The following is a 24,699-nucleotide window of genomic DNA, read 5'->3' on the forward strand; positions in this document are numbered from 1 at the left end:
CCTCGCTGCACCCTAAAAAGCTCGCCGCCCTTTTTGAGTCAGGCTCTGAGGAGCCCGCCTCAAGCGGGCGTCTCGAAGGATGGCCGCAGGGAAGTCGCTTTCAAATGCGATTGCCCTGTCTCCCTACGGGAGAAGTGTCGACTACGGCTTGCACCGTTTCAACCGAACCTCATCGCGCGATGAAGTTCGATACAAGCGAAAGAGAGCCGCGCGCTCCGCTCGCAGTTTGGCGGGGCTCATTGACCCTCTGTTAATGACGATCGACGTCGCGCGTCGGATCGTCGCAAGTTTCGTCCAAAACACCCCCGTATTTCTTCGGACCCCTTAACCAAACTTAAGAGGGAACCGCGCTAGATCGCGCCCATTGCAAAAGCGCGCTGAAACAACAAGATTCATGACTTCTATGAACGACAACGAATATTTTGGCGCGAGCGAAGCCGAGCTCGGATTTCTCAAGGAAATCGTTAGAATGCTGCCGGCCGGCCTCACCGTGCAGGACGCGCACGGCGAGCTTTTGCTGGTTAACGATGCCGCGGCTTCCCAGCTCGGCATGGACGGCGGCCGTCCCTCGCCCGATCTCGCGCCGCGTCGCGAAGCCTGCCGACAGGCGCTGAGCGCCGGCCAGGCAGTCGTCACCGAGGAAGCTCTTCACAACGGCGCCGCGCGCCAGGTGCTGCTCACGACCCATCGTCCCGTCCGCCTCGCCGGACGCCAGCTCCTGATCTCGGCATCCTCCGACATCACCGAGCAGAAGAATTTCGAGGACCAGCTGTTCCGATCGGCCTATTTTGACGAGCTGACCGGACTGCCCTCGCGGCGCGTGATCGAGCATCGCGCCAACGGCCTGCTCGCACGCGATGGCGGCGAGCGTTTCGCGCTGGCCTTTCTCGACGTCGACAATTTCAAGCACATCAACGACTATTACGGCCATGCCGTCGGCGATGCGCTGCTGGTCGAGCTGTCGAAACGGCTCGGACGCGACTTGCGCGATTCCGACATGCTCTCGCGCATCTCAGGCGATGAATTCCTGCTGCTGCTGTCGCCGATCCAGAGCCAGGAGGAAGTCGCCGAATTCATGCAATCGACGCTAGAGCGGCTGACCGCGCCGTTCTTCATCGACCATTCGGAAATCTTCGCCTCCACCTCCGTCGGCATCAGCCTCTATCCCGATCACGGCAGCAGCTTCGAGACCCTGCGCCAGAACGCCGACATCGCGATGTACCGCATCAAGAACGACGGCAAGGGGTCGGCAGCCTTCTTCGACTCCAGCATGGAGCGCGAGGCGCTGGCGCGGATGAAGGTCGAGCAGTCGCTGCGGCTCGCGATCCTGGAGAAGCGCTTCTGCTGCGCGTTCCAATCCAAGGTCGACATCAGAACGCAAGCGGTGAAGGGAATCGAGGCCCTGGTGCGCCTGCGCGACGACGAAGGCGTGATCCAGGCGCCCGGCTCGTTCATCAACCTCGCCAGCGAGCTCGGGCTGATCGACGAGCTGACCCATCTCGTGCTGGCCGAGATCGTCAAGTCGATCGACCTGATCAACGAGACGTTCGGCGCGGAAGCGATCATCAGCATCAACGTCGCCGCCAAGCAGGCCGGCAACCCCGAATTCATGCGCAGCTTCGCGCAGGCGCTGGACGACACCGGTTTTCCGCAGCGATTCATGATCGAGCTGACGGAAGACGCCTTCGTCGCCAAGAATCATTTCCAGGACGAGATCCTGCCGATGTTCCGCAAGCTCGGCGTCGGCATCTCGATCGACGATTTCGGCACCGGCTATTCCTCGCTCTCGGCGCTCGCCGACATCACCGCCGACGAGATCAAGATCGACCGCTCCTTCATCACCGACATCCATAAGCGTCCGCGCAGCCAGGGCATTCTGCGCGCGATCGAATCCTTGAGCGAAGCGCTCGGCATGACCGTGATTGCCGAGGGCCTCGAATCCTACGAGGAGCTCGCCTATCTCCAGGCCGCGACCAAGATCCGCTACGCGCAGGGCTATTACTTCTCCCGGCCGATCTTCCTGGAGGAGCTGAAGCTCGCAACGACGGTGGCCAGCGAAGCGCGGGTCAACGTGGCCAGCCGCCCGATGCAGCAGAACCGCCAGGGCTATTCGCGAGCGAGCGGGTATCGGCGGTAGGGGTGCGACGGCAACACCCTCAATGTCGTCCTGGCGAAAGCCAGGACCCATTACCCCGGGAAGGGGTTGTGGCGCGAGCTGGTAACCACGAATCTTCGCCAAGCCACCTTTTGGGGTAATGGGTCCTGGATCTGCACTCCGCTTCGCTGCGCTTGTCCAGGACGACGCCGGGGATGGACGACCCGGCAAGCAACCCAATTCCCGCTTTGAAATTACTGGCCTTTTGGTAATACACAGCCGGACTTCCCGCGAGGTACGTCATGCCCGCCTCCTCCATCAGCGACCCCGCCTATCTTCGTGCGCGCGCGATGGAGACGCTGTTCGAGCGGCTGGAAAAGCTGTGCGAGGGCGCGATCGCGATCGACCGGGGCGGGCGGGTCGTCTACGTCAACGAAAAATATCTCACAGCGCTCGGCCTCAAGCGGACCAGTGAGGCGATCGGCCGTCCCATCGAGGAGGTCATTCCGAACAGCCTGATGCGGAAGGTGGCCGAGACCGGCGAGCCGATCCTGCTCGACATCATGGAGCTCGGCGGCGAGCAACTGGTCGTCACCCGCATGCCGATCGAGGACGAGAACGGCAAGGTGATCGGTGCGATCGGCTTCGTGCTCTATGACCACCTCGAAAGTCTGAAACCCCTGCTCGCCCGCGTGGCCCAGCTCGAGAGCGATCTGCGGTTGGCGCGGCGGCAATTGTCCAACGCCCGCGCGGCGCGCTTCACCTTCGCCGACTTCGTCGGCACAACACCGGCCATCGCACAGGCCAAGGAGCTGGCAAGCCGCGCCGCGCGGCAGAGCGTCACGGTGCTGCTCACCGGCGAGACCGGAACGGGCAAGGAGATGCTGGCGCAAGCGATTCACAACGCCTCGTCGCGTGCCGAGAAGCCGTTCGTCAGCGTCAATGTCGCGGCGATTCCCGACACGCTGATCGAGTCGGAATTCTTCGGCACCGCGCCGGGCGCCTATACCGGCGCCGACCGCAGGGGGCGCGAGGGCAAATTCCGGATTGCCGACGGCGGCACGCTGTTCCTCGACGAGATCGGCGAGATGCCGCTGCAATTGCAGGCCAAGCTGCTGCGCGTGCTGCAGGAGCGCGAGATCGAGCCGCTCGGCTCGGACAAGATCTCCAGGGTCGACGTGCGCGTGGTCGCCGCGACCAATGTGGATCTGCGCAAGCGCGTCAGCGAGGGCACGTTCCGCCCCGATCTTTACTATCGCCTCAACGTGCTCTCGATCGACCTGCCGCCGCTGCGCCGGTGCCTGGATGATCTCCCCGATATCTGCGCCCGGCTGCTCGAGGACATCAGCGCGTCCGGCGACTATGTCAGCGCCCGGATCACGCCGAGCGCGCTCGCCGCACTCGCGCGCTACGACTGGCCGGGCAACGTGCGCGAGCTTCGCAACATCCTGGAGCGGGCGCTGATCCTCAGCGATTCCGGGCGGCTGACGGGCGAGGATTTCGTTCGCATCCTTCCCGTCGGTGCCGAGGTCAGACTAGCTCCGCCCGAACGCCCGACAGGAACGGTGGTACCCTATGCCGAAGCCGAGGCCGAGTTCGAGAAGCACACGCTCGAACAGGCGCTCGCCGCCAGCAACGGCCAGATCTCCGAGGCCGCCAGGATGCTGCGGATCTCGCGCGCCACCTTCTACAAGAAGCTCGCCAAGTTCGGCCTCGCCGCGGGGCCGGCCTCCGTCTGAGATTCGAGACACGGGACTGTCCGGAGTCTCGGATTCCGGACAGCGCAGCTTGCCGCTTTGTCCCGATGACCCCACTGAAATTGCTGGGGTTTCGCCCATTTGCACCAATTGACGCCATCTGGCGCGGACCTTGCTCTTCGCTCTTGCACAATGACGCGTGCTGCACACGCGCATTCGCAACCAGGGAGGACGCAAGATGAGTGAAGCGATCTCGGTCCATCAGCTTCAGGCCAAACAGCCCTCGCACGTCACCGTCGCCACCGCGAGCCTGATCGGCACGGCCATCGAGTGGTACGACTTCTTCCTCTACGGCACCGCCGCAGCGCTGATCTTCAACAAGCTGTTCTTTCCGACCTTCGATCCGATGATGGGAACGCTGCTGGCGTTCGCGACCTACGCGCTCGGCTTCATCGCGCGCCCGCTCGGCGGCGTCGTGTTCGGGCATTACGGTGACAAGATCGGCCGCAAGACCATGCTTTATCTAACGCTGTTGATCATGGGCGCCGCCACCGCGGCGATCGGCTTCCTGCCGACCTACGAGACCGCCGGCATCTGGGCTGCGATCCTGCTCGTCACCTGCCGCCTGATCCAAGGCTTTGGCTTAGGGGGCGAATGGGGCGGCGCGGTGCTGATGGCGGTCGAGCATGCGCCCGCCGACAAAAAGGGCTTCTACGGCAGCTGGCCGCAACTCGGCGCACCGCTCGGCCTGGTGCTCGGCACGCTGGTGTTCTCGGTGGTGTCCTCGATGCTGACCGACGCTCAGCTCTATGCCTGGGGCTGGCGTATCCCGTTCCTGTTCTCGATCGCGCTGGTGCTGGTCGGCCTGTGGATCCGCTTCACCATCGCGGAATCGCCGGAGTTCCAGAAGGTCAAGGATACCAAGCAGGAAGTGAAGATGCCGATCGTCGACGCTGTCAGGATGTATCCCAAGAACATCCTGCTCGCGATGGGCGCGCGCTTCGCCGAGAACGGTTTCTTCTACATCTACGCGACCTTCGTGCTCGCTTATGCCACGCAATCGCTCGGCATGAACAAGCAGGACATGCTCAACGGCGTCTTGATCGGCGCGGCGATCGAGACCTTCACCATTCCGGCCTTCGGCGCGCTCTCCGACCGCGTCGGACGGCGGCCGATCTACATCTTCGGCGCGGTGTTCTCGGCGCTGATGTCGTTCCCGCTGTTCATGCTGCTGGCAACGAAAAACCCGCAATATGCCTGGATCGCGATCGTGCTGGGCCTCGCCGTCGGGCACGCCGCGATGTACGGCCCGCAGGCAAGCTTCCTGTCGGAGCTGTTCGGCACCAAGGTGCGCTATAGCGGCGTCTCGCTCGGCTACAACCTCGCCTCGATCTTCGCCGGCGCGCTGTCGCCGCTGATCGCGACGGGATTGATGACGGCCTATGCGCCGGCGACCTGGCCGATCTCACTCTACATGATCGCGCTGGCGCTCATCACCGTCGTGTCGGTCTACTTTGCCACCGAAACGCGCAAGATAGTTCAGGGCTGAATGTCCTGATCAGGCCTTCCATCGCGAGGAGCAGCCTGTTCCAGGGGCGCTTCTCGCGATAGGATCGGCACCAACGGCATACGGTCGAAACGATCGGGAGGAACGCCGTGAGCCATCACCCAGCTCTGCCTTACCTGCGCAATTCCGAGAAGGGCAAGATCGTCACCGCAGCCGAGGCGGTCATGTTGATCCGCGACGGCGATACGGTGGCGACCGGGGGCTTCGTCGGCATCGGCTTTGCCGAGGAGATCGCGATCGCACTGGAGGAGCTCTATCTCTCCAACGAGGGCGATGCGCCCTACACGCAGGGCAAGCCGCGCAATCTGACGCTGGTCTATGCCGCCGGCCAGGGCGACGGCAAGCATCGCGGCCTCAATCATTTCGCGCATGAGGGCCTGGTCCGCCGCGTGATCGGCGGGCATTGGGGCCTTGCGCCGAAGCTGCAGCAGCTTGCGATCGCGGGCCAGATCGAGGCCTATAACCTGCCGCAGGGCGTCATCACCCATCTGTTCCGCGACATCGCGGCGCGGCGGCCCGGCCACATCACCCGCGTCGGCATGGGCACCTTCGTCGATCCCCGGCACGGCGGCGGCAAGCTGAATGCGCGCACCACCGAGGACATGGTGGAGCTGATCACGCTGCGCGGCGAGGAGTGCCTGCTCTACAGGACGTTTCCGATCAATGTCGGAATCATCCGCGCCACCACCGGCGATCCCGACGGCAACCTCACCATGGAGAAGGAGGCGCTGACGCTGGAAGCGCTGGCCATCGCCATGGCCGCGCATAATTCGGGCGGCATCGTCATTGCCCAGGTCGAGCGCGTCGCCGAGGCCGGCAGTCTCAATCCACGCCAAGTGAAGATTCCCGGCATTCTCGTTGACTGCGTCGTCGTGGCGAGGCCGGAGAACCATTGGCAGACCTTCGGCACGCCATACAATCCGGCCTTCTCGAGCGAGATCCGCGTCCGTGCCGCCTCGCTGCCGGTGATGCCGGTCAGCGAGCGCAAGATCATCGCCCGGCGCGCCGCGCTCGAATTGAAGGCCAACAGCGTCGTCAATCTCGGCATCGGCATGCCCGAAGGGATTGCCTCGGTCGCCAACGAGGAGCGGATCATCGATCTGATCACGCTGACGGCGGAGCCGGGCGTGATCGGCGGCATCCCGGCGAGCGGCATCGATTTCGGCGCGGCGATCAACACGCAGGCGGTGATCGACCAGCCCTATCAGTTCGACTTCTACGACGGCGGCGGCTTGGATGCCGCCTTCCTCGGCCTCGCCCAGGTCGACCGTGCCGGCAACCTCAATGTCAGCAAGTTCGGGCCGAAACTCGCGGGTGCCGGCGGCTTCATCAATATCAGCCAGAATGCCAAGGAGGTCATCTTCGTCGGCACCTTCGGTGCGGGCAAGCAGCGCATCGCGGTGAACGACGGCAAGCTCGTCATCCTCGACGAGGCCAAATCGCGCAAGTTCGTCGATAGCGTCGAGCACGTCACCTTCAGCGGTCCGTTTGCCGCCGCGCGCAAGCAGCGCACGCTGTACGTCACCGAGCGCTGCGTATTCGAGCTCAGGCCTGACGGCCTCGAGCTGACGGAAGTTGCGCCCGGCATCGACATCGAGCGCGACATCCTGCGCCTGATGGATTTCAAGCCGCTGATCCCGCGCGATCCTGTTCTGATGGACGACCGCATCTTCCGCGACGATCTCATGGATCTACGCGAGCGCCTGCTCACCATCCCGCTCGACCAGCGCTTCACGCTGGACGAGCAGCAGAATTTGTTCTTCGTCAATCTGGAGCGCTACCCGCTGCGCAGCAAAGCCGAGATCGACACCATCGCCTCCATCGTCGAGGCGAGGCTCGCCCCGCTCGGGCGCCGGGTCTACGCCATCGTCAATTATGACAATTTTTCCATCCTGCCGGAGCTGATGGACGATTATTCGGCCATGGTCCGCAGCCTGGTCGATCGCTTCTATTCCGGCGTGTCGCGCTACACCACGTCGGGCTTCCTGCGCATCAAGCTCGGCGAAGCCCTGGAGAAGCGCGGCGTTGCGCCGCATATTTTCGAGAGCGCGGACGAAGCGCAGTCCGATCGGCGGCAGGTCGAGGGAGCCGGCGCAGCGCACGCCATGCAGCAGGCCCAAAAATGATGCATGCTCGTATGCGCCAAATCCGCTTCGCCGGAAGGTTCAATTGCAATGTTCGTAGTGTTGTGCAAATCGCTGTTGCCAGAAGCTTTAAATCAGGAGGGACCATCGTGCGTCGATCACTCATCATAACAACAACCATCCTCGCGCTCGCCGCAGGCGCGTCCGCACGGGCCGACGATCTCAAGATCGCGCTGATCTACGGCAAGACCGGTCCGCTCGAGGCCTATGCCAAGCAGACCGAGACCGGTCTGAAAATGGGCTTTGAATACGCCACCAAGGGCACCATGACGCTCGACGGCCGCAAGATCGTCGTCATCACCAAGGACGACCAAGGCAAGCCGGACCTTGCCAAGGCAGCGCTCGCGGAAGCCTATCAGGACGACAAGGCCGACATCGCGATCGGCACGACCTCGTCGGCCGCGGCGCTCGCCATTCTTCCCGTCGCCGAGGAGAATAAGAAGATCCTGATCGTCGAGCCCGCGGTCGCGGATCAGATTACCGGCGAGAAGTGGAATCGCTACATCTTCCGCACGGCGCGCAACTCCTCGCAGGACGCGATCTCCAACGCGGTCGCGATCGGCAAGCAGGGCGTCACCGTCGCGACGCTGGCGCAGGACTACGCCTTCGGCCGTGACGGCGTCGCCGCCTTCAAGGAGGCGCTCGCCAAGACCGGCGCGACGCTCGCCGCCGAGGAATATGCGCCGACCTCGACCACCGACTTCACCGCTGTCGGGCAGCGCCTATTCGACGCGCTGAAGGACAAGCCGGGCCGCAAGGTGATCTGGGTGATCTGGGCCGGCGCCGGCAATCCGCTGGCCAAGCTCCAGGACATGGATCCGAAGCGCTATGGCATCGAGCTGTCTACCGGCGGCAACATCCTGCCGGCGCTCGCGGCCTATAAGGGCCTGCCCGGCATGGAGGGCGCAACGTACTACTTCTATGCGATCCCGAAGAACCCGGTGAACGACTGGCTGGTCGCCGAGCACCAGAAGCGCTTCAACTCGCCGCCGGACTTCTTCACCGCGGGCGGCTTTGCCGCCGCGATGTCCGTCGTCGCCGCCGTCACCAAGGCGAAGTCGACCGACACCGAGAAGCTGATCACGGCGATGGAAGGCCTGGAGTTCGACACGCCGAAGGGCAAGATGGTGTTCCGCAAGGAGGACCATCAGGCGCTGCAGAGCATGTATCACTTCAAGGTCAAGGTCGACCCGAACGTCGCCTGGGCCGTGCTCGAGCCGGTGCGCGAGCTGAAGATCGAGGACATGGACGTGCCGGTTCGCAACAAGCGGTGAGTGCTTCACCTCTCCCAAAGGGAGAGGTCGCGCCGAAGGCGCGGGTGAGGGGTCCGCTCTCTCGTGGGACCTGAGCCCCTCACCCGATTTGCTGCGCAAATCGACCTCTCCCCTCCGGGGAGAGGTGTACCGATGGACCAACGCGGTTTGCTAGAATGGCCCTGACCCTCGAAACCCGCGACCTCACCATCCGCTTTGGCGGCCATGTCGCGGTCAACAACGTCACCTGCGCGTTCCGCCCGGGCGAGCTCACGGCCATCGTCGGGCCGAACGGCGCCGGCAAGACCACCTATTTCAATCTGATCTCGGGTCAGTTGCGTGCATCCAGCGGCAGCATCCTGTTCGACGGCACCGACATCACGGGGCAGTCCGCGCCGATGCGGACGCGCGCGGGCCTCGGGCGCGCGTTCCAGCTCACGAATCTTTTCCCGAACCTCACCGTGGAGGAGAACGTCCGCCTCGCGGTGCAAGCGGCGAACGGCACCCATTACGACATGCTGCGGCCCTGGATGGTTCGCCGCGACCTGATTGCCCGCGCGGACAGCATCCTCGACCAGGTCGCGCTCGGCAGTCGGCGCGGCGTCGCCGCGACCGCGCTGTCGCATGGCGACCAGCGCAAGCTCGAAGTCGCGCTGATGATCGCGCTGGAACCTGATGTCTTCATGTTCGACGAGCCAACCGCCGGCATGAGCATCGACGAGGTGCCTGTGGTCCTCAACCTGATCGCGCAGCTCAAGCAGGACCGGAGCAAGATCATCCTGCTCGTCGAGCACAAGATGGACGTGGTGCGCTCGCTCGCCGACCGCATCATCGTGCTGCATAACGGCCAGCTGGTTGCGGACGGCCCGCCTGCCGAAGTGATCGCCTCGCCAATCGTGCAGGAGGCCTATCTCGGCGTAGCGCCCAAGACGGCTGCAGGGAGTGCAGCATGACCGACCTTTTGAAACTCTCCGGCGTGCACACCCATATCGGCCGCTATCACATCCTTCAGGGCATCGATCTCGCAGTTGCGCAGGGGCAGACCACGATGCTGCTCGGCCGCAACGGCGCCGGCAAGACCACGACGCTGCGCACCATCATGGGCCTCTGGCAGGCCTCGCACGGCGAGATCAGCCTCGCCGGCGAGCGCATCGAGAGTCGCGCCACGCCGGACATCGCGCGGCTCGGCGTCGGCTACGTGCCGGAGAGCATGGCGGTGTTCTCCGACCTCACGGTGAAGGAGAATTTGGTGCTGGCGGCGCGCGACGGGCCGCTGGACGATGCCCAGCTCGACTGGATTTTTGGCTTCTTCCCGGCGCTGCGCCGATTCTGGCTGTCGCGGGCGGGAAGCCTCTCGGGCGGGCAGAAGCAGATGTTGTCCATCGCGCGCGCCATCATCGAGCCGCGCAAGCTGCTTTTGATCGACGAGCCGACCAAGGGCCTCGCGCCCGCCATCGTGATGGCGCTGATCGAGTGCCTGAAGGAGATCAAGCGCAAGGGCGCGACGATCCTTCTGGTCGAGCAGAATTTCTTTGCCGCCCGCGAGCTCGGCGACAACGTGCTGGTGATGGACAACGGCACCATCGTCCATCGCGGCGGGATGGCGGCGCTGGCCGCCGACGTGCCGCTGCAAGAGCGACTGCTCGGCCTGAGCCTGGAGGCGCATCAGTGACTGAACTCGCCGCAAATGATCCGCTGCCGAAGCCGAAGCGCGACATCGCGCCGATCCTGCTGCCGGTCGCGCTCGCGCTTCTCATGATCCCGCTGATCGGCTCGACCAGTTCGTGGCTGACGCTGACCGCCGCGAGCCTCGCCATGGGCATGATGATCTTCATCATGGCCTCCGGTCTGACCCTGGTGTTCGGCCTGATGGACGTGCTCAATTTCGGCCACGGCGCCTTCATCGCGGTCGGCGCCTATGTCGCGACCCTGGTGCTGGCGCCGTTTGCGGCCTCGATCCAGGCCGATTCGCTGTGGGTGAACCTCGCGGTGCTGGCTCCGGCAGCGCTGCTGTCGATGGCGGTATCAGGCGCGCTCGGCCTGATCGTCGAGCGCGTGCTGATCCTGCCCGTTTACGGCCAGCATCTGAAGCAGATCCTGATGACGACGGGCGGCCTGATCGTCGCCGAGCAGACGCTCTATGCGCTGTGGGGACCGCAGATCATCCCGATGCCTCTGCCGACTTCGCTGCGAGGCTCCTTCATCCTCGGCGACGTCGCGATCGCCAAGTACCGCGTGCTGGCGATGCTGATCGGCCTTGCCGTCTTCATCGCGATCCAGCTCGTGCTCAACCGCACCAAGCTCGGCCTTCTGATCCGCGCCGGCGTCGAGAACCGTGAGATGGTGGAGGCGCTCGGCTATCGCATTCGCCGCCTGTTCCTCGGCGTGTTCATGACGGGATCGGCGCTCGCGGGCCTCGGCGGCGTGATGTGGGCGCTCTATCGCGAGCAGGTCCACGCCTCCATGAGCGACGACCTCACCGTGCTGATCTTCATCGTCGTCATCATCGGCGGGCTCGGGTCGATCGGCGGCTGCTTCATCGGCGCCATCCTGGTGGCCATGGTTGCCAATTACGGCGGCTTCCTGGTGCCGAAACTCGCTCTCGTCTCCAACATCCTGCTGATGGTCGCCATTCTGATGTGGCGGCCGCGCGGCCTCTATGCGGTGACCAGCCGATGATGATCCTCTCCGGTGACCCGCCGCGCAGCCGTGTCCTCACGCTCGTTCTCGTCCTCATCATCCTGGCGCTGGCGGCGACGCCGTTCCTGTTCCCGGGCGCCAAGGCGCTGAACGTCGCGGCCAAGATCTGCGTCTTCGCCGCCCTGGTCGCATCCTACGACCTGTTGCTCGGCTATACCGGCTCGGTGTCGTTCGCCCACACCATGTTCTACGGCATCGGCAGCTACGCGATCGCGATCGCGCTGTACGGGATGGGCCCGAACTGGGCGGCGGTCGCAACCGGCATCGTCATCGGCCTGCCGCTCGCAGCTCTGCTCGCGCTCGCGATCGGGCTTTTCTCGCTGCGGGTCGCCGCGATCTTCTTTGCCATGATCACGCTCGCGGTCGCCTCCGCCTTCCAGGTGCTGGCCTCGCAGCTCTCCTGGCTGACCGGCGGCGAGGACGGGCGCAGTTTTCAGCTGCCCGAGCTACTGCGGCCCGGCACAGTGCTGGTCTCCAAAAGCCTGTTCGGCTTCGAGATCAACGGCCGCATCCTGACCTTCTACCTGGTGTTCGCCATCTCCGCCCTGATGATCCTGGCTCTGCTGCGGGTGGTGAACTCGCCGTTCGGACGCGTGCTCCAGGCGATCCGCGAGAATCGCTTCCGCGCCGAGGCGCTCGGCTTCCGCACCGTCTTCCATTTGACCTACGCCAACTGCCTTGCGGCGCTGGTCGCCGCGAGCGCCGGTATCTTGAATGCGCTGTGGCTCCGTTATGCCGGGCCCGACACCTCGCTCAGCTTCTCGATCATGCTGGACATTCTGCTGATGGTCGTGATCGGCGGCATGGGCACGATCTACGGTGCGATCATCGGGGCCACCATCTTCATCCTCGCCCAGAACTATTTGCAGTCGCTGATGGGCGTCGCATCCACGGCGGCGTCGGAAGCCGGCCTGCCGCTGCTGCCGGGCCTGTTGCATCCCGACCGTTGGCTGCTGTGGCTCGGGCTGCTGTTCATCGCCAGCGTTTACTTCTTCCCGACAGGCGTGGTCGGACGGCTGCGCAAGGCCGGCGGCGACAAGGGCGCGGGCGCTTCGCATTAAGCGAAGATTAATGATGCAGCGCGACGGTTCGCTGCATGTGGATGCGATCTCGCAATGGGATTAATGCCCAGGTAACTGGCTTTCCTAAGGTTTGGGCCATTTGTGTGGTGTATTCCTGCCCTTCCAGGGAGGGGGAATGCGCCACGTCTTGTCAGGGATCGCAGCCGGAATGTCCCTAGCCGCGAAGAACGGCTGGGAGGCAGCGATTCGGCGCGGGCCGGTGCTGTGGCTGACCCTGTGCGGCGTGTTGCTGGTCGCGGGCATTTTCACCGTGACGGCCATGGCCATCGGCGAATTCCGTGAGCGGACCCTCGCCAACCGCGAGCGCGAGCTGGAAAACACGGTGCAGCTGATCGCGCGGCACTTTGATCAGCAATTTGAAGATTCCGACGTCGTCGCCGCCGATGTGATCGGGCAGATGAACCTGCCGCAGATCACTTCGCCCGCGATGTTTCGCGAGCGCATGTCCGGGCTCGCGATCAACCAGATGCTGCGCAGCAAGATCAGCTCCGTCTCTTATCTCGGCGACATCGCGATCTACGACGCCGACGGCGAGCTGATCAACTGGTCGCGGGCCCAGCCCCTGCCGAAGATCAACGTCTCCTCGCGCGCTTACTTCCAGACGTTCAAATCGGATCCGATGGCCGAGCCGGTCATCCTGGAATCCGTCCGCAGTTTCATCATCGACAAATGGACCACGATCGTCGCGCGCCGGCTGAACGGCGCCGACGGAGCATTCCTCGGCGCGATGGTCCGGCGGATCGATCCGGACAGCTACCAGCAATATTTCGCGTCCGTCGCGCTTGCCGAGGGCACGGCGATCTCGCTGTTCGATCGCGAAGGCAAGATGCTGGCGCGCTATCCGCATCTCGAAGAGATGATCGGACGAAGCTTCAAGAATGCGCCGCTGATGCAGAAGGTGCTGACTAAGGGCGGGCAGCACACGCTCCGCGTCCGGAGTCCGCTCGACGGCGAGGAGCGGCTCGGCTCGGCCGCGTCCCTGAATCATTTTCCCCTGGTTATCATGGCGACCAATACCATGTCGGCTGCGCTCGCGGACTGGAGGCAGCAGACCGGCTTCCTGGTCGCTACGGCTGGCGTCTCGGCAGCCGTGATCGCGCTGATCCTCTATCTGATCATCCGACAGATCAACCGGCAGAATCGCGAGGCCCAGGAGCGAATCGAGGCGGAGCGGCGGCGGCTCGATACCGCCCTCAACAACATGTCGCAGGGGCTGATCCTGTACGATGCCGCCGGATACATCGTCATTTGCAACCGCCGCTACGCTGACATGTTCGGTCTCTCCCACGATGTCATCAAGCCCGGCTGTCACATCAACGAGGCGATGTACCATCGCAAGGAGCGTGGCGCGTTCGACGGCAATGTCGAGGAATTTTGCGCCGACGTCATGCGGATCGTCGCCGAAGGCACGGTCTCCACGAGAACTCATCAGCTGGCCAATGGCCGCGCCTTCCACGTCATCAACACCCCGCTCGCGCAGGGCGGCTGGGTCGCCACGATCGAAGACATCACCGAGCGCCGTAACCTGGAGCAGGAGCGCGACCGCAACCACACTTTCCTGCGCGAGATCATCGACCACATCCCCTCGCAGATCACGGTGAAGGACGCGCGCACGCGGCAGTATCTGCTGATCAACGGCGTCGCCGAGCAGCAATTCGGCCAGTCACGCGAGGACGTCGTCGGCAAGACCGCCTTCGACATCTTCCCGACGCCGTCAGCGACGGTGGTAACCGAGGACGACAACAAGGCACTGCAATCTCTCAAGGGGCTCTTCAAGGACGAGCATCCCTGGCAGACCCAGGCCATGGGTCTGCGCTACATCACCTCGACCCGGATCGGCCTCCGCGACAAGGCCGGCGAGCCGCGCTATCTCATCCACGTCGTCGATGACGTCACCGAGCGGCGGCGCGCCCACGAGAAGATCGCGCATATGGCGCACTACGATGCGCTGACCGACCTGCCGAACCGCACCCTGTTCCGCGAGCAGATCGAACGCGAGCTGGCGAAGGTCGCCAGCGGCGGGCAGTTCGCGCTGCTCTACATCGACGTCGACGAATTCAAGGGCATCAACGATTCGCTCGGCCACCATGTCGGCGACGAGCTGTTGAAGGCGATCGCGGCCCGTCTGCGCGGCTGCCTCAATCAGGGCGACCTGATCGCGCGGCTCGGCGGCGACGAATTCGCGGTCATCCAGACCGGGATCCAGTCCTCGGCCGACGTGGTGTCGTTCGTGACGCGGATCTACGAAGCGATCCGGCAGCCCTATCACTGTCTCGGCCATCAGCTCTCCACCGACGCGAGCATCGGGATCGCGCTGGCGCCGCAGGACGGCTCCGATCTCGATCAGCTCATCAAGAATGCCGACCTTGCGATGTACGGCGCCAAGGCCGAAGGACGCCGCACCCACCGCTTCTTCGAGCCGGCGATGGACGCCTGCGCCAAGGCGCGCCTGGCCATGGAGCAGGATCTGCGCCAGGCCCTGGTCAACGGCGGCTTCGAGATTCACTACCAGCCGCTGGTCGATCTGCGCTCGGGCGAGGTCTCCGGCTGCGAGGCGCTGCTGCGCTGGCGCCATCCCGAGCGCGGCATGGTGTCGCCGGCGGGGTTCATTCCGGTCGCCGAAGACACCGGCCTGATCAACGAGCTCGGCGACTGGGTGCTGCGCATGGCTTGCAACGAGGCCGCCACGTGGCCTCCGCATGTCCGCGTTGCGGTCAACGTCTCGCCGGTGCAGCTCAAATGCGACACGCTGGCCTTGCGGATCGCAGGCGCGCTCGCCGCCTCCGGGCTCGATCCGCGCCGGCTCGAGCTCGAGATCACCGAGGCCGTGCTGATCCGCGACGACGAAGCGGCGCTCTCGATCCTGCACCAGCTTCGCGCCATCGGCGTGCGCATCGCGCTCGACGATTTCGGCACCGGCTACTCCTCGCTCAGCTATCTGAAGCGCTTCCCGTTCGACAAGATCAAGATCGATCGCTGCTTCGTCGCCGACATCGCGGAGACGAACGGCGCGCCTGTCATCGTGCAGGCCGTGGTCAACATCGCCGCCGCCAGCAGCATGACCACGGTCGCCGAGGGCGTCGAGACCGAGGCCCAGCGTGAGATGCTGCGCAACCTCGGCTGCACGGAGATGCAGGGCTATCTGTTCAGCGCGCCGAAGCCGGCCGCGGACGTGCGAAAGCTGTTCGGCAAGGGCGATGGCTTGCCCGGAGTCTTTCCGGTGGCGGCGGTGGCCTGATGGCGAAGCCAGGGAAGACTCCGGCCAAGACCGTTGATGTCGCCGATTCCTATGCCGTGCGGCTGATGCAGCATCTGGTGGTGCCGACCTTCGTGATCGACCCGAAGCGCCGCGTCGTGATCTGGAACAGAGCCTGCGAGCGGCTGACCGGCGTCACCGCCTCGGAGGTGATCGGCACCAATAAGCACTGGCGGGCCTTCTACGAGACCAAGCGCCCCTGCCTCGCCGACCTCGTCGCACTGGACCGCCCAGAGCAGCTTCCGGAGTACTATTCGGAATATGCCGCGCGCGGCCATAACGGCCTCGGCTTCAGCGCCGAGAACTGGTGCGTGATGCCGAAGCTCGGCAGCCAGCTCTATCTCGCCATCGACGCCGGCCCGATCCACGACGAGGCCGGCCAGCTGATCGCCGTGGTGGAGACGCTACGCGACCTCACCGACCAGAAGCGCGCCGAGATGGCGCTGAAGGAGCTCGCCACCAAGGACGGGCTGACCGGCCTGTCGAACCGCCGCGCCTTCGACCAGATGCTGATGAGCGAATGGGCCCGCGCACAGCGCACGCAGAAGCCGCTGGCGCTGCTGTTCGTCGACGTCGACCATTTCAAGCTGTTCAACGACCGGCACGGCCACCAGAGCGGCGACGAATGCCTGCGCGCAGTCGCCGCTGCCGTCAGCCGGCACGCCATGCGCCCGCTCGACCTCGCCAGCCGCTATGGCGGCGAGGAGTTCGCGCTGATCCTGCCGGACATGGATTGCGATTCCGCCTGCGTCGTCGCCGAGGGGATCCGCTGCGCCGTGATGGCCTTGCAGATCGCCCACGGTGCCATCGGCGCCGGCGACCACGTCACCCTCAGCGTCGGCGTCGCAAGCCACATTCCCAGTGGGGCCGATGGCGGTCCCGACCGGCTGCTCGGCGCGGCCGACGAGGCGCTCTATGTGGCCAAACGGCTCGGCCGCAACCGCGTCATCTGCGCCGAACGGGTGCTGGCCGAGTTCGCCGCCCTCGGCCGGGAGGCCGCGGCGGTTCCGGCCCCTGTCCGGCGCAAATCGGCTTAAACGCGAGCCGGCGAGAAGCGGTTGCCCACCCCTCGCCAATCGGCTACATGAAGCCTCACTGCACCCGTAGCTCAGCTGGATAGAGCGTTGCCCTCCGAAGGCAAAGGTCACACGTTCGAATCGTGTCGGGTGCGCCAGCCTTCTCGCCGTTTTTCTACCGGCGCTCACGTCAGCATCGAGAGGATCGCCTGGATCTGGTCGGAGGCAGATGCCACCAGCCCGTCATACGACGTCTGACCGTGTGCAGCAGCTTTCAGGATGCATTCGGCTACGGCCGCTTTCAGGCCGAACACCGACTGGTCGGCCGGTACGCTCGCCATCACGGTCTCCAGCGCCTGACGCATCGTCTGAATGAGTTCGGAGCTGTATTGCATGGGCTGTCCTCCGCAGCCTCATATTAGATCGCGTGACCACGCTTGCCACTCACAAGCCCGGGAGGCGGCAAGCTCCTTGATGAAATGATTCGTTCTTGAGCCTCCGACGCGCGTCGCCGGGAACGAGATGATCGCCACCTCGCGCTTCGCTTCGCTCAATTGTATCATCCTTCCATGAGCGAATCCGACACGGTGACCGGCGAAGCCTCGCCCGTCCGCAAGATCATCCATATCGACATGGATGCTTTCTATGCGTCCGTGGAGCAGCGCGATAATCCGGACCTGCGTGGAAAGCCGGTCGCGGTCGGAGGCTCTGCGGAACGCGGCGTGGTCGCGGCCGCCAGCTATGAAGCGCGCAAGTTCGGGGTTCGCTCTGCCATGCCTTCCGTGACTGCGAAGCGGCAATGTCCCGATCTGATCTTCGTCAAGCCGCGCTTCGAGGTCTACAAGGCAATCAGCCGGCAGATTCGCGACATCTTTGCCGAGCATACGCCCATCATCGAGCCATTGTCGCTCGACGAGGCCTATCTCGACGTGACGGAAAACCTGCAAGGCATCCCGCTGGCGCGGGACATCGCCCTGCGCATCCGCGAGAAGATCAAAGCCGAGACCGGCCTCAACGCTTCGGCGGGCATCTCCTACAACAAGTTTCTGGCAAAGCTCGCCTCCGATCATCGCAAGCCCAACGGTCAGTTCGTGATCTCGCCGGAGATGGGGCCCGCCTTCGTCGAGACGCTGCCCGTCGGCAAGTTCCACGGGATAGGCCCCGCGACGAGCGCGAAGATGAACGCGCTCGGCATGTTCACCGGCCTCGACATCCGCAACCAGACGCTGGAGTTCATGAATGCGAATTTCGGCAAGTCAGGTGCGTATTACTACTGGATCTCGCGCGGTGTCGACGAACGTCCGGTCCGGGCCAACCGGATCCGCAAGTCCATCGGCGCGGAGAACACGTTCTCAACCGATCTCACCGAGTTCGACGCGCTGGCCGCCGAGCTCGAACCTCTCGTCGACAAGGTCTGGCGGCATTGCGAGGCCACCGGCAACCGCGGCCGCACCGTCACCCTGAAGATCAAGTTTGCCGACTTCGAGATCATCACGCGCAGCAGGTCCGTCGCAGCGGCGGTTGCAGAACGGGACGATTTGGAACGGCTGGCTTGCGGCCTGCTCGAAGCCGAGATGCCGCTGCCCAAGCGCGTCAGGCTGCTGGGAGTCTCGCTGTCTTCGCTCCAGGTCGGCGGCGATTCGGAGCCTCAGCTGACCTTGGGTATTTGAACGCGACCGGTGGGACCTCGGCGAACGCGACATCTTTATCCGCGACGCGGCGCCAAACCTGTCGTAGAGACATCAAAACACGCCTTTTCGCGATTGACGTTGGGATGCTTGCCTTATTGATACGCCTCGGACTGCGCTTCGAAGACCGCATCGAGGAGCGGCGGTTTGTCGATCAGTACGTCCGAGGCAGTCTCGGGTGGACGCAGATCGCGATGCTGCTCGGTGCCGCCACCTATGCCGGCTACACCATCTGGGATTGGGTGCTCTACCCCGAAGTCGTTCCGACCACCCTTGCAATCCGCGGTGGCACTGCCCTGTTCGTGCTGCTCCCGCTGACCGCGCTGCTGTCCCGGCGATGGATGAAGCCATGGGCAGAGACGATTTTCCTCGTCTACTGCGTCATTCCCGGCTGCATCCTGCCGAGCATTTATCTCGTGCTGCCGTCAGGCTTCACGTTTGCCGCTCCGGGCATGATGATGATCATCCTGTTCGTCTCGACCATGCTGCCTTTGCGGATCGGCTCGCTGGCGATTTTCTGCCTGCTGTCGTGGGTGGCGCTGCTGGTCGCCGAGACGTTCGCGCTGACGATGCCGACGGGCCTGCGATTCATCAATCATTCTCTCGTCGGAAACGCCTACGCATTGTCGCTCTATGCCGTGGCTGCGCGCGAGTACCGGGCGCGAAAGCAATTCCGAACGTCGGAGGCGCTGCAACGGGAGAAAGAACGCTCGGAGAAATCGCTACGCGATCTCCGCGCAACCCAGGAGCACCTCGTGCAGGCAGAAAAGCTCGCCTCGCTCGGGCAATTGGTGGCAGGCGTCGCTCACGAGGTCAGCACCCCGCTTGGCCTCGCCTTGACGACCTCGACAGCCATGCAGACTGATCTACAAGCAATGGCTGATGCATTGGGCGGAGCATCGGTCCGGCGATCCGATCTGACCAAGGGGATTGACCGGCTCAAGCAAGGGCTCAACCTGACCTTTGACAACCTGCACCGCGCATCCGAGATGGTGCATAGTTTCAGGCAGGTCGCGGTCCATCAGGCTGATGAGGACCGGCGCACGTTCGAGCTCAGGGATTGGCTGTCGGAGTTGACGTCCAAGCTTGGACCGCTGCTGTCGCACCATGGCCTGGCGGTCGACGTACAATGCCCGGCGGGAATCACGCTCAACAGCTATCCCGGAGCGCTTGCTCAGGTGATCAGCAATCTCGCGCTCAACACTGCCGGGCACGCCTATCCTGACAAAAGCGGCGGCAGGTTTGTCATCACAGTGAGCCAACCGGACCCGAAATCGGTCCGCCTGGTCTGCGCCGATGAAGGCGTCGGAATCCCCGAGCCATTGCAGGCTCACATCTTCGATCCGTTCGTTACGACCAGTCGAGAGCGTGGCAACGCCGGCCTCGGGCTCCACATTGCGTTCAATTTGGTTGTCTCATCGCTCAACGGTCGGCTGCGTCTCGAGAGCAAGGCGGGTCCGGGAACTCAGATCGCCATCGAGATTCCCGCTGAAGCAACATTGTAAGAGAACAGCAAAGTCTCGAGGTCTGACGCAATTGCGAGCGGTTCCCAATGAGTGAGCCGGCTGGTTTTTCGATGAGCCTCTCTGCTGCATCGCTGGCTGCTGGCGCGTTCGATCGGCGAGATTCCCGATTTGGCAGCCTGCTTCTGCCTTTCGTATGCGGTCTCGCTCACGATCATCGCGCTGTTTCCGGCCTGTCGCGGAGAAATGTGGCATTACGCACGCAGCGTCCGTGGCGGATGACACGATCGGCACCAAGCTCGTTGGCAAGACACTCGTTGACAAGACACGCATTGGCAAGACAACGGCGCTGATTGCCACTTAACCGGGCACGCTAAAGCCGTGCGCCACAGCAGCGAACCGCAGTTCGCCGACCGTGGCGCACGTGTCTCAAAATGTCCCGCTCGAGCCGATCAATGCCTCACATGCTCGAACACCACGATCACGCCGGTCGGTTCCGGCTCGTGCGCCATCAGGCGGGTCAGGTCGGAATCGCCCCAATCGGCGAGGCTGACGACTTCGCCGCTCTCGCGATCGGTACCGAGCGACGGTGTGGGCTCGAGAACCTTGAGGCCCATCTCGTCGACGAAGAAGGTGTGCTCACCGAACATGCTGTTGAGCTGCGGCATGGCAGGATGTTCGTCGGGCAGCACCTGAGCACCGAGTTGGTTGACGGTCTGCTTCACTTGTTCGGATGTGAGCTTCATGAGCTGCTCCGTTCTGTCACGTCGGGTTTCATTGAGCTGAGCCAGGGCGGATGTTCCCTGCGCCGATGTGCGTCTGGCTCAAACTCCGAACAAGTGCTGCGCACAAATGTTCCAACGAAATGTATTTCGTGATCGAGCGTTGCCTCTGCCGCGCTCATGGCACGGGATCGCCACACGATGTCCACGATCCGGCGGCCAACGGCGTTCCATGGACTCGCTACTCGCTCCTGTCCTCGCCGATCGACAGCGCGCAGATGCGTGACAGGTAGGTGTAGGGCAGGCCGGTCTCCTCGGCCCAGGCGTTGAATTGCGCCTGTACCTTGGCGAGATCGCCCTTCGACTTCACCTCTTCGGCAATGTCGAGACCTGTATCGCGCAGGCAAGCCACCACGTCCTTGGACGTCACGAAACCGTCCCAGCCGACGAAGCGCAGCAGCATCTGGCCGGTGTTGCCGCCTAACCGGCTGCCGCGCTTGGTGAGGAGATCGAGTAGGCCGATCTCGTCGGACGATGGCCATTTCGCCAGGAACTTGCCGAAGCTGCCGTGCTCCTTCGCGATCTCCTGCACGAAAGCGGCATTGTCGCGCACCGACATGATCTTGGCGCCGTTGCGCACGATGCGTGCATCGCGCAGCAGGGCTTCCCAATACTCCTCGGGCTGGAAGCTGAGCTTGGCCGGCTGGAAATGCAGGAACGCGTCTTCGAAACCGTCCCATTTCGTCTCGATCACGCTCCAGGCAAAGCCGGCGCAAAACACCCGCTTCGTCATCTCGGCGAGGATGCGGTCGTCGCCGAGCTTCGCCAGCCGCTTGAGGTCTGGCTTGTTAGGCATCAGTTTCTCCAGCGCCTTGGGCCCGCCCTTGCGTTTCTCGGCGCGGGCACGAATGGTCTTGAAGGGGGTCATGCGGACACAAGCGGTTGAAGGGTGCGCCACGAGATCAGAATTCGATGATCCGGTCCAGCCCGCTGCGCGGATTGATCAGAAGGAGCAGCCGTGCTGGCCTGCTTCTTGCTTCATGACATTTGGTATTTCCTGACATATTCAATCTTCCGCGGACGGATTTTAATGCGCTGCTTGGTCGTCGCCGACCTGCATTATTCGCTGCCTCAGCTCGACTGGCTGATCAGCGCCGCTCCGCAGTTCGACCTCGTGATCTTCGCCGGCGATGCGCTCGACATCGGCTCGATGGTTGATTTCCGCGCGCAGATCGTGGTGGTGAAGAAGTACCTCGCGCTGCTCGCCGCCAAGACCCGCGTGATCCTCTGCTCTGGCAATCACGACCTCGATGAACGCAATGCGGACGGCGAGAAGATCTCGCGCTGGATCTCGGAGGTACGAGAGCTTGGGATTGCCTGCGACGGCGACGGCCTCAGCATCGGCGACACCTTGTTCACGGTGTGCCCATGGTGGGATGGACCGCTGGTCAAGCAGCGCCTCGTCGAGCAGCTCCGTGATGCCGCCACCAATCGCCCGCGGCGCTGGATCTGGGTGCACCATGCGCCGCCGGCAGAATCGCCGACGAGCTGGGGCGGCAAGCGCTTCTTCGGCGACGTCGAGCTGGTGCAATGGATCATGCAGTACCAGCCCGCGATAGCACCTCGCCGACCATGGCCGAATGGGAGCCGTGGTCGGCATATTGGCGCTTGAGGTCGGCGAGATAGGTGTTGGCGGCGTTGAGCCGCTGGGCCAGCATCTTCGCGATCAGAAGCGCCATGCCGGGCTGCTGCTCGAGAAGCGAGGCGGCATCTTCGAATTCGTAGATGACCACATCGGAGCAGGCCCGCACCGTCGCGGTGTGCGGCTGCCCCAGCAGCACCGACATTTCGCCGAGCACAGCGCCCGGCTCGGTGACGGTGGCAACCACCATCTCGCCCTTGAGCACCTCGAGCTTGCCCTGCATCAGCACGTAGAGATGGCCGCTGGTGCCGCCCTCGGTGATCACCACGGTACCGGCTTTGACCTGCCGCTCCGTTCCGCCGGTGCAATAATCCAGAACTGCACGCATCGCCAAAGGCTCCCCTCACGGCGACAGTAGAGCATGATCCGCGCCCTACGCTTGCTCAAGATTACAGCAAGTGAAGGCCGGCGTCACGCGCGTGAGAGCGCGGGCACCTCCTCGGGCATGATCGCCTGGAGGCCGCCGAAACGGCGTTCGCGGCCATGGAAGGCGGCGAGCGCCTCGGCGAGATCGCCGGCATCGAATTCGGGCCACATCCGCTCGGTGAAATGCAGCTCGGCATAGGCGCCTTCCCAGAGCAGAAAGTCCGACAGCCGCTTCTCGCCCGAGGTGCGGATGATGAGATCGACGTCGCGCAGGCCCGCCTCGCCGGTGACGAGCTGCGAGAACGCTTCGCGGGTGAGGCTGGTCAGCGCCGCTGCCTTCGCCGCGGCATTGAGGATGGCGTCGCGCGCGGAATAATCGACGGCGATGCGCAAATGCAGCGTGCTGCCTTGGGCGGTCGCCTCTTCGGCGCGCGCGATCGCGCTGGCGATGCCGTCGGGCAGGCGGTCGCGGCGGCCGATCACGGTGAGGCGCACGCCGCTCTTGACCAGGCTCTGCACTTCATTGGAAAGGTAGAAGCGCAGCAGCGTCATCAGCGCGGCGACCTCGGCCTTGGGCCTGCGCCAATTGTCGGTGGAGAAGGCATAGAGCGTCAGCGTGCCGATGCCCTGTTTGGGCGCGGCCTCGACGATGCGTCGGATCGTCTCGACGCCGGCCTCGTGGCCGCGCAGGCGCGACAGGCCGCGCCGCGTCGCCCATCTGCCATTGCCGTCCATGATGATGCCGACGTGAAGCTTGTCGTCGCAGGACACAGGGTTACTTTGCATTACAAAGTCTCCGGTCAAAAAGGGGGTTCAGGTCGAAACGAAACCGAGGCGTCCGAGCGGCGGCGCCTCGCGGCCGGCGGCCTTGGCGGCATCGCGCACGAGGCGTTCGAGCACGGCGAGATAGTCGAGGAAGCGACGGCGGCCGGACTTGGTGAGGCGACAGGTCGTGTGCGGGCGGTTGCCCTCATAACCCTTGGTCACCTCGACGAGGCCGGCCTCCTGCAGCACGGCAAGATGCCGGCTGAGATTGCCGTCGGTAAGGCCGCAGAGCTGCTTGAGGTCGGCGAATGCCAGCCCCTTGGGATGCGCCATCAGCGAGGTCAGCAGGCCGAGCCTCGCCTTCTCGTGGATCACGCGATCAAGCCCTTCGTAGGAGAAGGGCGCGCTGTCAGACTTCGACATCATGGTCTCCGGACGCGACATACAGAATGGCGGCCATCACCGACTGCCCGATCACGAAGGGCAGACCCATGGTCCATGGCGATAGCGTGTGAGTTTGGCTGGCGTGCACCACCACTGCAAAGCCTGAAACGAAATACCAGGCGCCGGCGAGCGCGACGGTGCGCGGCAGCGAGCGGACGGAGGCGAAGATGCCGAGCGACACCAGGATCTGCCACAAGCCGGGCAACAGCCACAGCGTTTCCGCCGCAAATTTCCACATCACCACCGCAAGCAGCACACCGGCGACGCCTGCGGGCAGGAAATGCTCGACCGCCTGGTGGATCATGGCATCGGCGAGGCCGGAATGATGGCGGCGCGAGCGCGCGCGCATCTCGATCCCGATGATCAGGCCGGAGAGCACCGCGGCGATGAACCAGCCGATGAAGAAGTCGAGCGGCTCGCTGGTGGGATCGCCGAGCAACCAGAATTGCAGAACCGCGGTGATGAGCGCGACGGCACCTGTCGCGGCCATGGTCGCCGGGCCGTAGCCGCGGAACGCGGTGCCCGCCGCGATCTGGCTGCGGATCGTCACGATGTCGGCCAGCGCCTTGTCGAGATCGCGCATTGGCAACGCCAAAACCTCGTTCCGCCCCTGCTACCCAGAGCCCTGTTACTTTGTATTGCAAAGTATATAGCACTGCAGAGTAAAGGCAAGCCCGGATGTCGCGACAGCCAGATCGAACTTGAAAGAACAACTGGCGGTTGCGCGACACCGCGTCCC

General features: G+C 64.1%; 20 protein-coding genes, 1 tRNA gene and 1 pseudogene. 15 read left to right on the forward strand and 7 right to left on the reverse strand.

Annotated elements, in window-relative coordinates; genetic code table 11:
• Positions 1-403 precede the first annotated feature (403 nt).
• The 12 genes from AAE027_RS37055 to AAE027_RS37110 all read left to right on the forward strand — a co-directional run bounded on the left by AAE027_RS37055 (position 404) and on the right by AAE027_RS37110 (position 16,968).
• Complete coding sequence (locus tag AAE027_RS37055) at positions 404-2,137, forward strand: putative bifunctional diguanylate cyclase/phosphodiesterase (protein ID WP_370990835.1); 1,734 nt, start codon at positions 404-406, stop codon at positions 2,135-2,137.
• A gap of 260 nt (positions 2,138-2,397) precedes the next feature.
• Positions 2,398-3,834: a sigma-54 interaction domain-containing protein gene (locus tag AAE027_RS37060; protein ID WP_370990834.1), complete on the forward strand. Its 1,437-nt coding sequence runs from the start codon at positions 2,398-2,400 to the stop codon at positions 3,832-3,834.
• A 196-nt stretch (positions 3,835-4,030) separates the two neighbouring features.
• Positions 4,031-5,341 carry an MFS transporter gene (locus AAE027_RS37065; protein ID WP_370990833.1) on the forward strand — a complete coding sequence of 437 codons (1,311 nt, stop codon included), beginning with the start codon at positions 4,031-4,033 and terminating at the stop codon, positions 5,339-5,341.
• A gap of 107 nt (positions 5,342-5,448) precedes the next feature.
• Positions 5,449-7,485, forward strand: coding sequence for an acyl CoA:acetate/3-ketoacid CoA transferase (locus AAE027_RS37070; RefSeq protein WP_370990832.1), 2,037 nt, complete (start codon positions 5,449-5,451; stop codon positions 7,483-7,485).
• A gap of 107 nt (positions 7,486-7,592) precedes the next feature.
• On the forward strand, positions 7,593-8,777 hold the full coding sequence (locus AAE027_RS37075; RefSeq protein WP_370990831.1) for a substrate-binding domain-containing protein: 1,185 nt from the start codon (positions 7,593-7,595) through the stop codon (positions 8,775-8,777).
• Positions 8,778-8,932: 155 nt separating this feature from the next.
• Positions 8,933-9,709, forward strand: coding sequence for an ABC transporter ATP-binding protein (locus AAE027_RS37080; RefSeq protein ID WP_370990830.1), 777 nt, complete (start codon positions 8,933-8,935; stop codon positions 9,707-9,709).
• Positions 9,706-10,428, forward strand: coding sequence for a branched-chain amino acid ABC transporter ATP-binding protein (locus AAE027_RS37085; protein ID WP_370990829.1), 723 nt, complete (start codon positions 9,706-9,708; stop codon positions 10,426-10,428). Before AAE027_RS37080 ends, AAE027_RS37085 begins: the two co-directional genes overlap by 4 nt.
• The gene (locus tag AAE027_RS37090) at positions 10,425-11,435 is read left to right on the forward strand and encodes a branched-chain amino acid ABC transporter permease (protein WP_128940641.1); all 1,011 of its coding nucleotides are present in this window, start codon (positions 10,425-10,427) and stop codon (positions 11,433-11,435) included. Before AAE027_RS37085 ends, AAE027_RS37090 begins: the two co-directional genes overlap by 4 nt.
• Entirely contained in the window at positions 11,432-12,517 is a 1,086-nt protein-coding gene (locus tag AAE027_RS37095; RefSeq protein WP_370990828.1) for a branched-chain amino acid ABC transporter permease, read from the forward strand. Before AAE027_RS37090 ends, AAE027_RS37095 begins: the two co-directional genes overlap by 4 nt.
• Before the next feature lie 169 nt (positions 12,518-12,686).
• A complete protein-coding gene (locus AAE027_RS37100) occupies positions 12,687-15,776 on the forward strand; it encodes a bifunctional diguanylate cyclase/phosphodiesterase (RefSeq protein WP_370990827.1) in 3,090 nt (1,029 codons plus the stop codon).
• Complete coding sequence (locus AAE027_RS37105) at positions 15,776-16,831, forward strand: sensor domain-containing diguanylate cyclase (RefSeq protein ID WP_370990826.1); 1,056 nt, start codon at positions 15,776-15,778, stop codon at positions 16,829-16,831. Before AAE027_RS37100 ends, AAE027_RS37105 begins: the two co-directional genes overlap by 1 nt.
• A gap of 60 nt (positions 16,832-16,891) precedes the next feature.
• Positions 16,892-16,968: transfer RNA gene (locus AAE027_RS37110), tRNA-Arg, on the forward strand.
• Between the two features lie 27 nt (positions 16,969-16,995).
• Here the strand turns inward: AAE027_RS37110 and AAE027_RS37115 are convergent.
• Positions 16,996-17,205 carry a hypothetical protein gene (locus AAE027_RS37115; RefSeq protein ID WP_370990825.1) on the reverse strand — a complete coding sequence of 70 codons (210 nt, stop codon included), beginning with the start codon at positions 17,203-17,205 and terminating at the stop codon, positions 16,996-16,998.
• Positions 17,206-17,379: 174 nt separating this feature from the next.
• Here AAE027_RS37115 and dinB point away from each other — a divergent pair, with 174 nt between their 5' ends.
• Positions 17,380-18,480 (forward strand): DNA polymerase IV, encoded by a 1,101-nt coding sequence (dinB, locus tag AAE027_RS37120; RefSeq protein WP_370990824.1) that lies wholly within the window; start codon positions 17,380-17,382, stop codon positions 18,478-18,480.
• A 104-nt stretch (positions 18,481-18,584) separates the two neighbouring features.
• Entirely contained in the window at positions 18,585-20,003 is a 1,419-nt protein-coding gene (locus AAE027_RS37125; protein ID WP_370990823.1) for a sensor histidine kinase, read from the forward strand.
• Between the two features lie 410 nt (positions 20,004-20,413).
• Here AAE027_RS37125 and AAE027_RS37130 read toward each other — a convergent pair whose 3' ends face one another.
• The gene (locus AAE027_RS37130) at positions 20,414-20,707 is read right to left on the reverse strand and encodes a hypothetical protein (RefSeq protein WP_091898453.1); all 294 of its coding nucleotides are present in this window, start codon (positions 20,705-20,707) and stop codon (positions 20,414-20,416) included.
• A 217-nt stretch (positions 20,708-20,924) separates the two neighbouring features.
• Positions 20,925-21,611: a DNA-3-methyladenine glycosylase I gene (locus AAE027_RS37135; RefSeq protein ID WP_370990822.1), complete on the reverse strand. Its 687-nt coding sequence runs from the start codon at positions 21,609-21,611 to the stop codon at positions 20,925-20,927.
• A 162-nt stretch (positions 21,612-21,773) separates the two neighbouring features.
• Between AAE027_RS37135 and AAE027_RS37140 the strand changes: the two are divergent.
• Positions 21,774-22,301 (forward strand): annotated as a pseudogene (locus AAE027_RS37140) (metallophosphoesterase family protein); the annotation flags it as partial.
• Here the strand turns inward: AAE027_RS37140 and AAE027_RS37145 are convergent.
• From AAE027_RS37145 to AAE027_RS37160, 4 genes are all read right to left on the reverse strand, one after another.
• Complete coding sequence (locus AAE027_RS37145) at positions 22,279-22,713, reverse strand: Crp/Fnr family transcriptional regulator (RefSeq protein ID WP_370990821.1); 435 nt, start codon at positions 22,711-22,713, stop codon at positions 22,279-22,281. The pseudogene AAE027_RS37140 and the gene AAE027_RS37145 sit on opposite strands and share 23 nt — an antisense overlap.
• Before the next feature lie 83 nt (positions 22,714-22,796).
• Positions 22,797-23,537: a di-trans,poly-cis-decaprenylcistransferase gene (locus AAE027_RS37150; RefSeq protein WP_370990820.1), complete on the reverse strand. Its 741-nt coding sequence runs from the start codon at positions 23,535-23,537 to the stop codon at positions 22,797-22,799.
• Between the two features lie 27 nt (positions 23,538-23,564).
• Positions 23,565-23,939 (reverse strand): transcriptional regulator, encoded by a 375-nt coding sequence (locus AAE027_RS37155; protein ID WP_130212267.1) that lies wholly within the window; start codon positions 23,937-23,939, stop codon positions 23,565-23,567.
• Positions 23,926-24,543, reverse strand: coding sequence for a hypothetical protein (locus tag AAE027_RS37160; RefSeq protein WP_370990819.1), 618 nt, complete (start codon positions 24,541-24,543; stop codon positions 23,926-23,928). Before AAE027_RS37160 ends, AAE027_RS37155 begins: the two co-directional genes overlap by 14 nt.
• Positions 24,544-24,699 lie beyond the last annotated feature (156 nt).

Origin of the sequence: Bradyrhizobium sp. DN3, from assembly GCF_041357655.1 — a bacterium.
Lineage (GTDB): Bacteria > Pseudomonadota > Alphaproteobacteria > Rhizobiales > Xanthobacteraceae > Bradyrhizobium.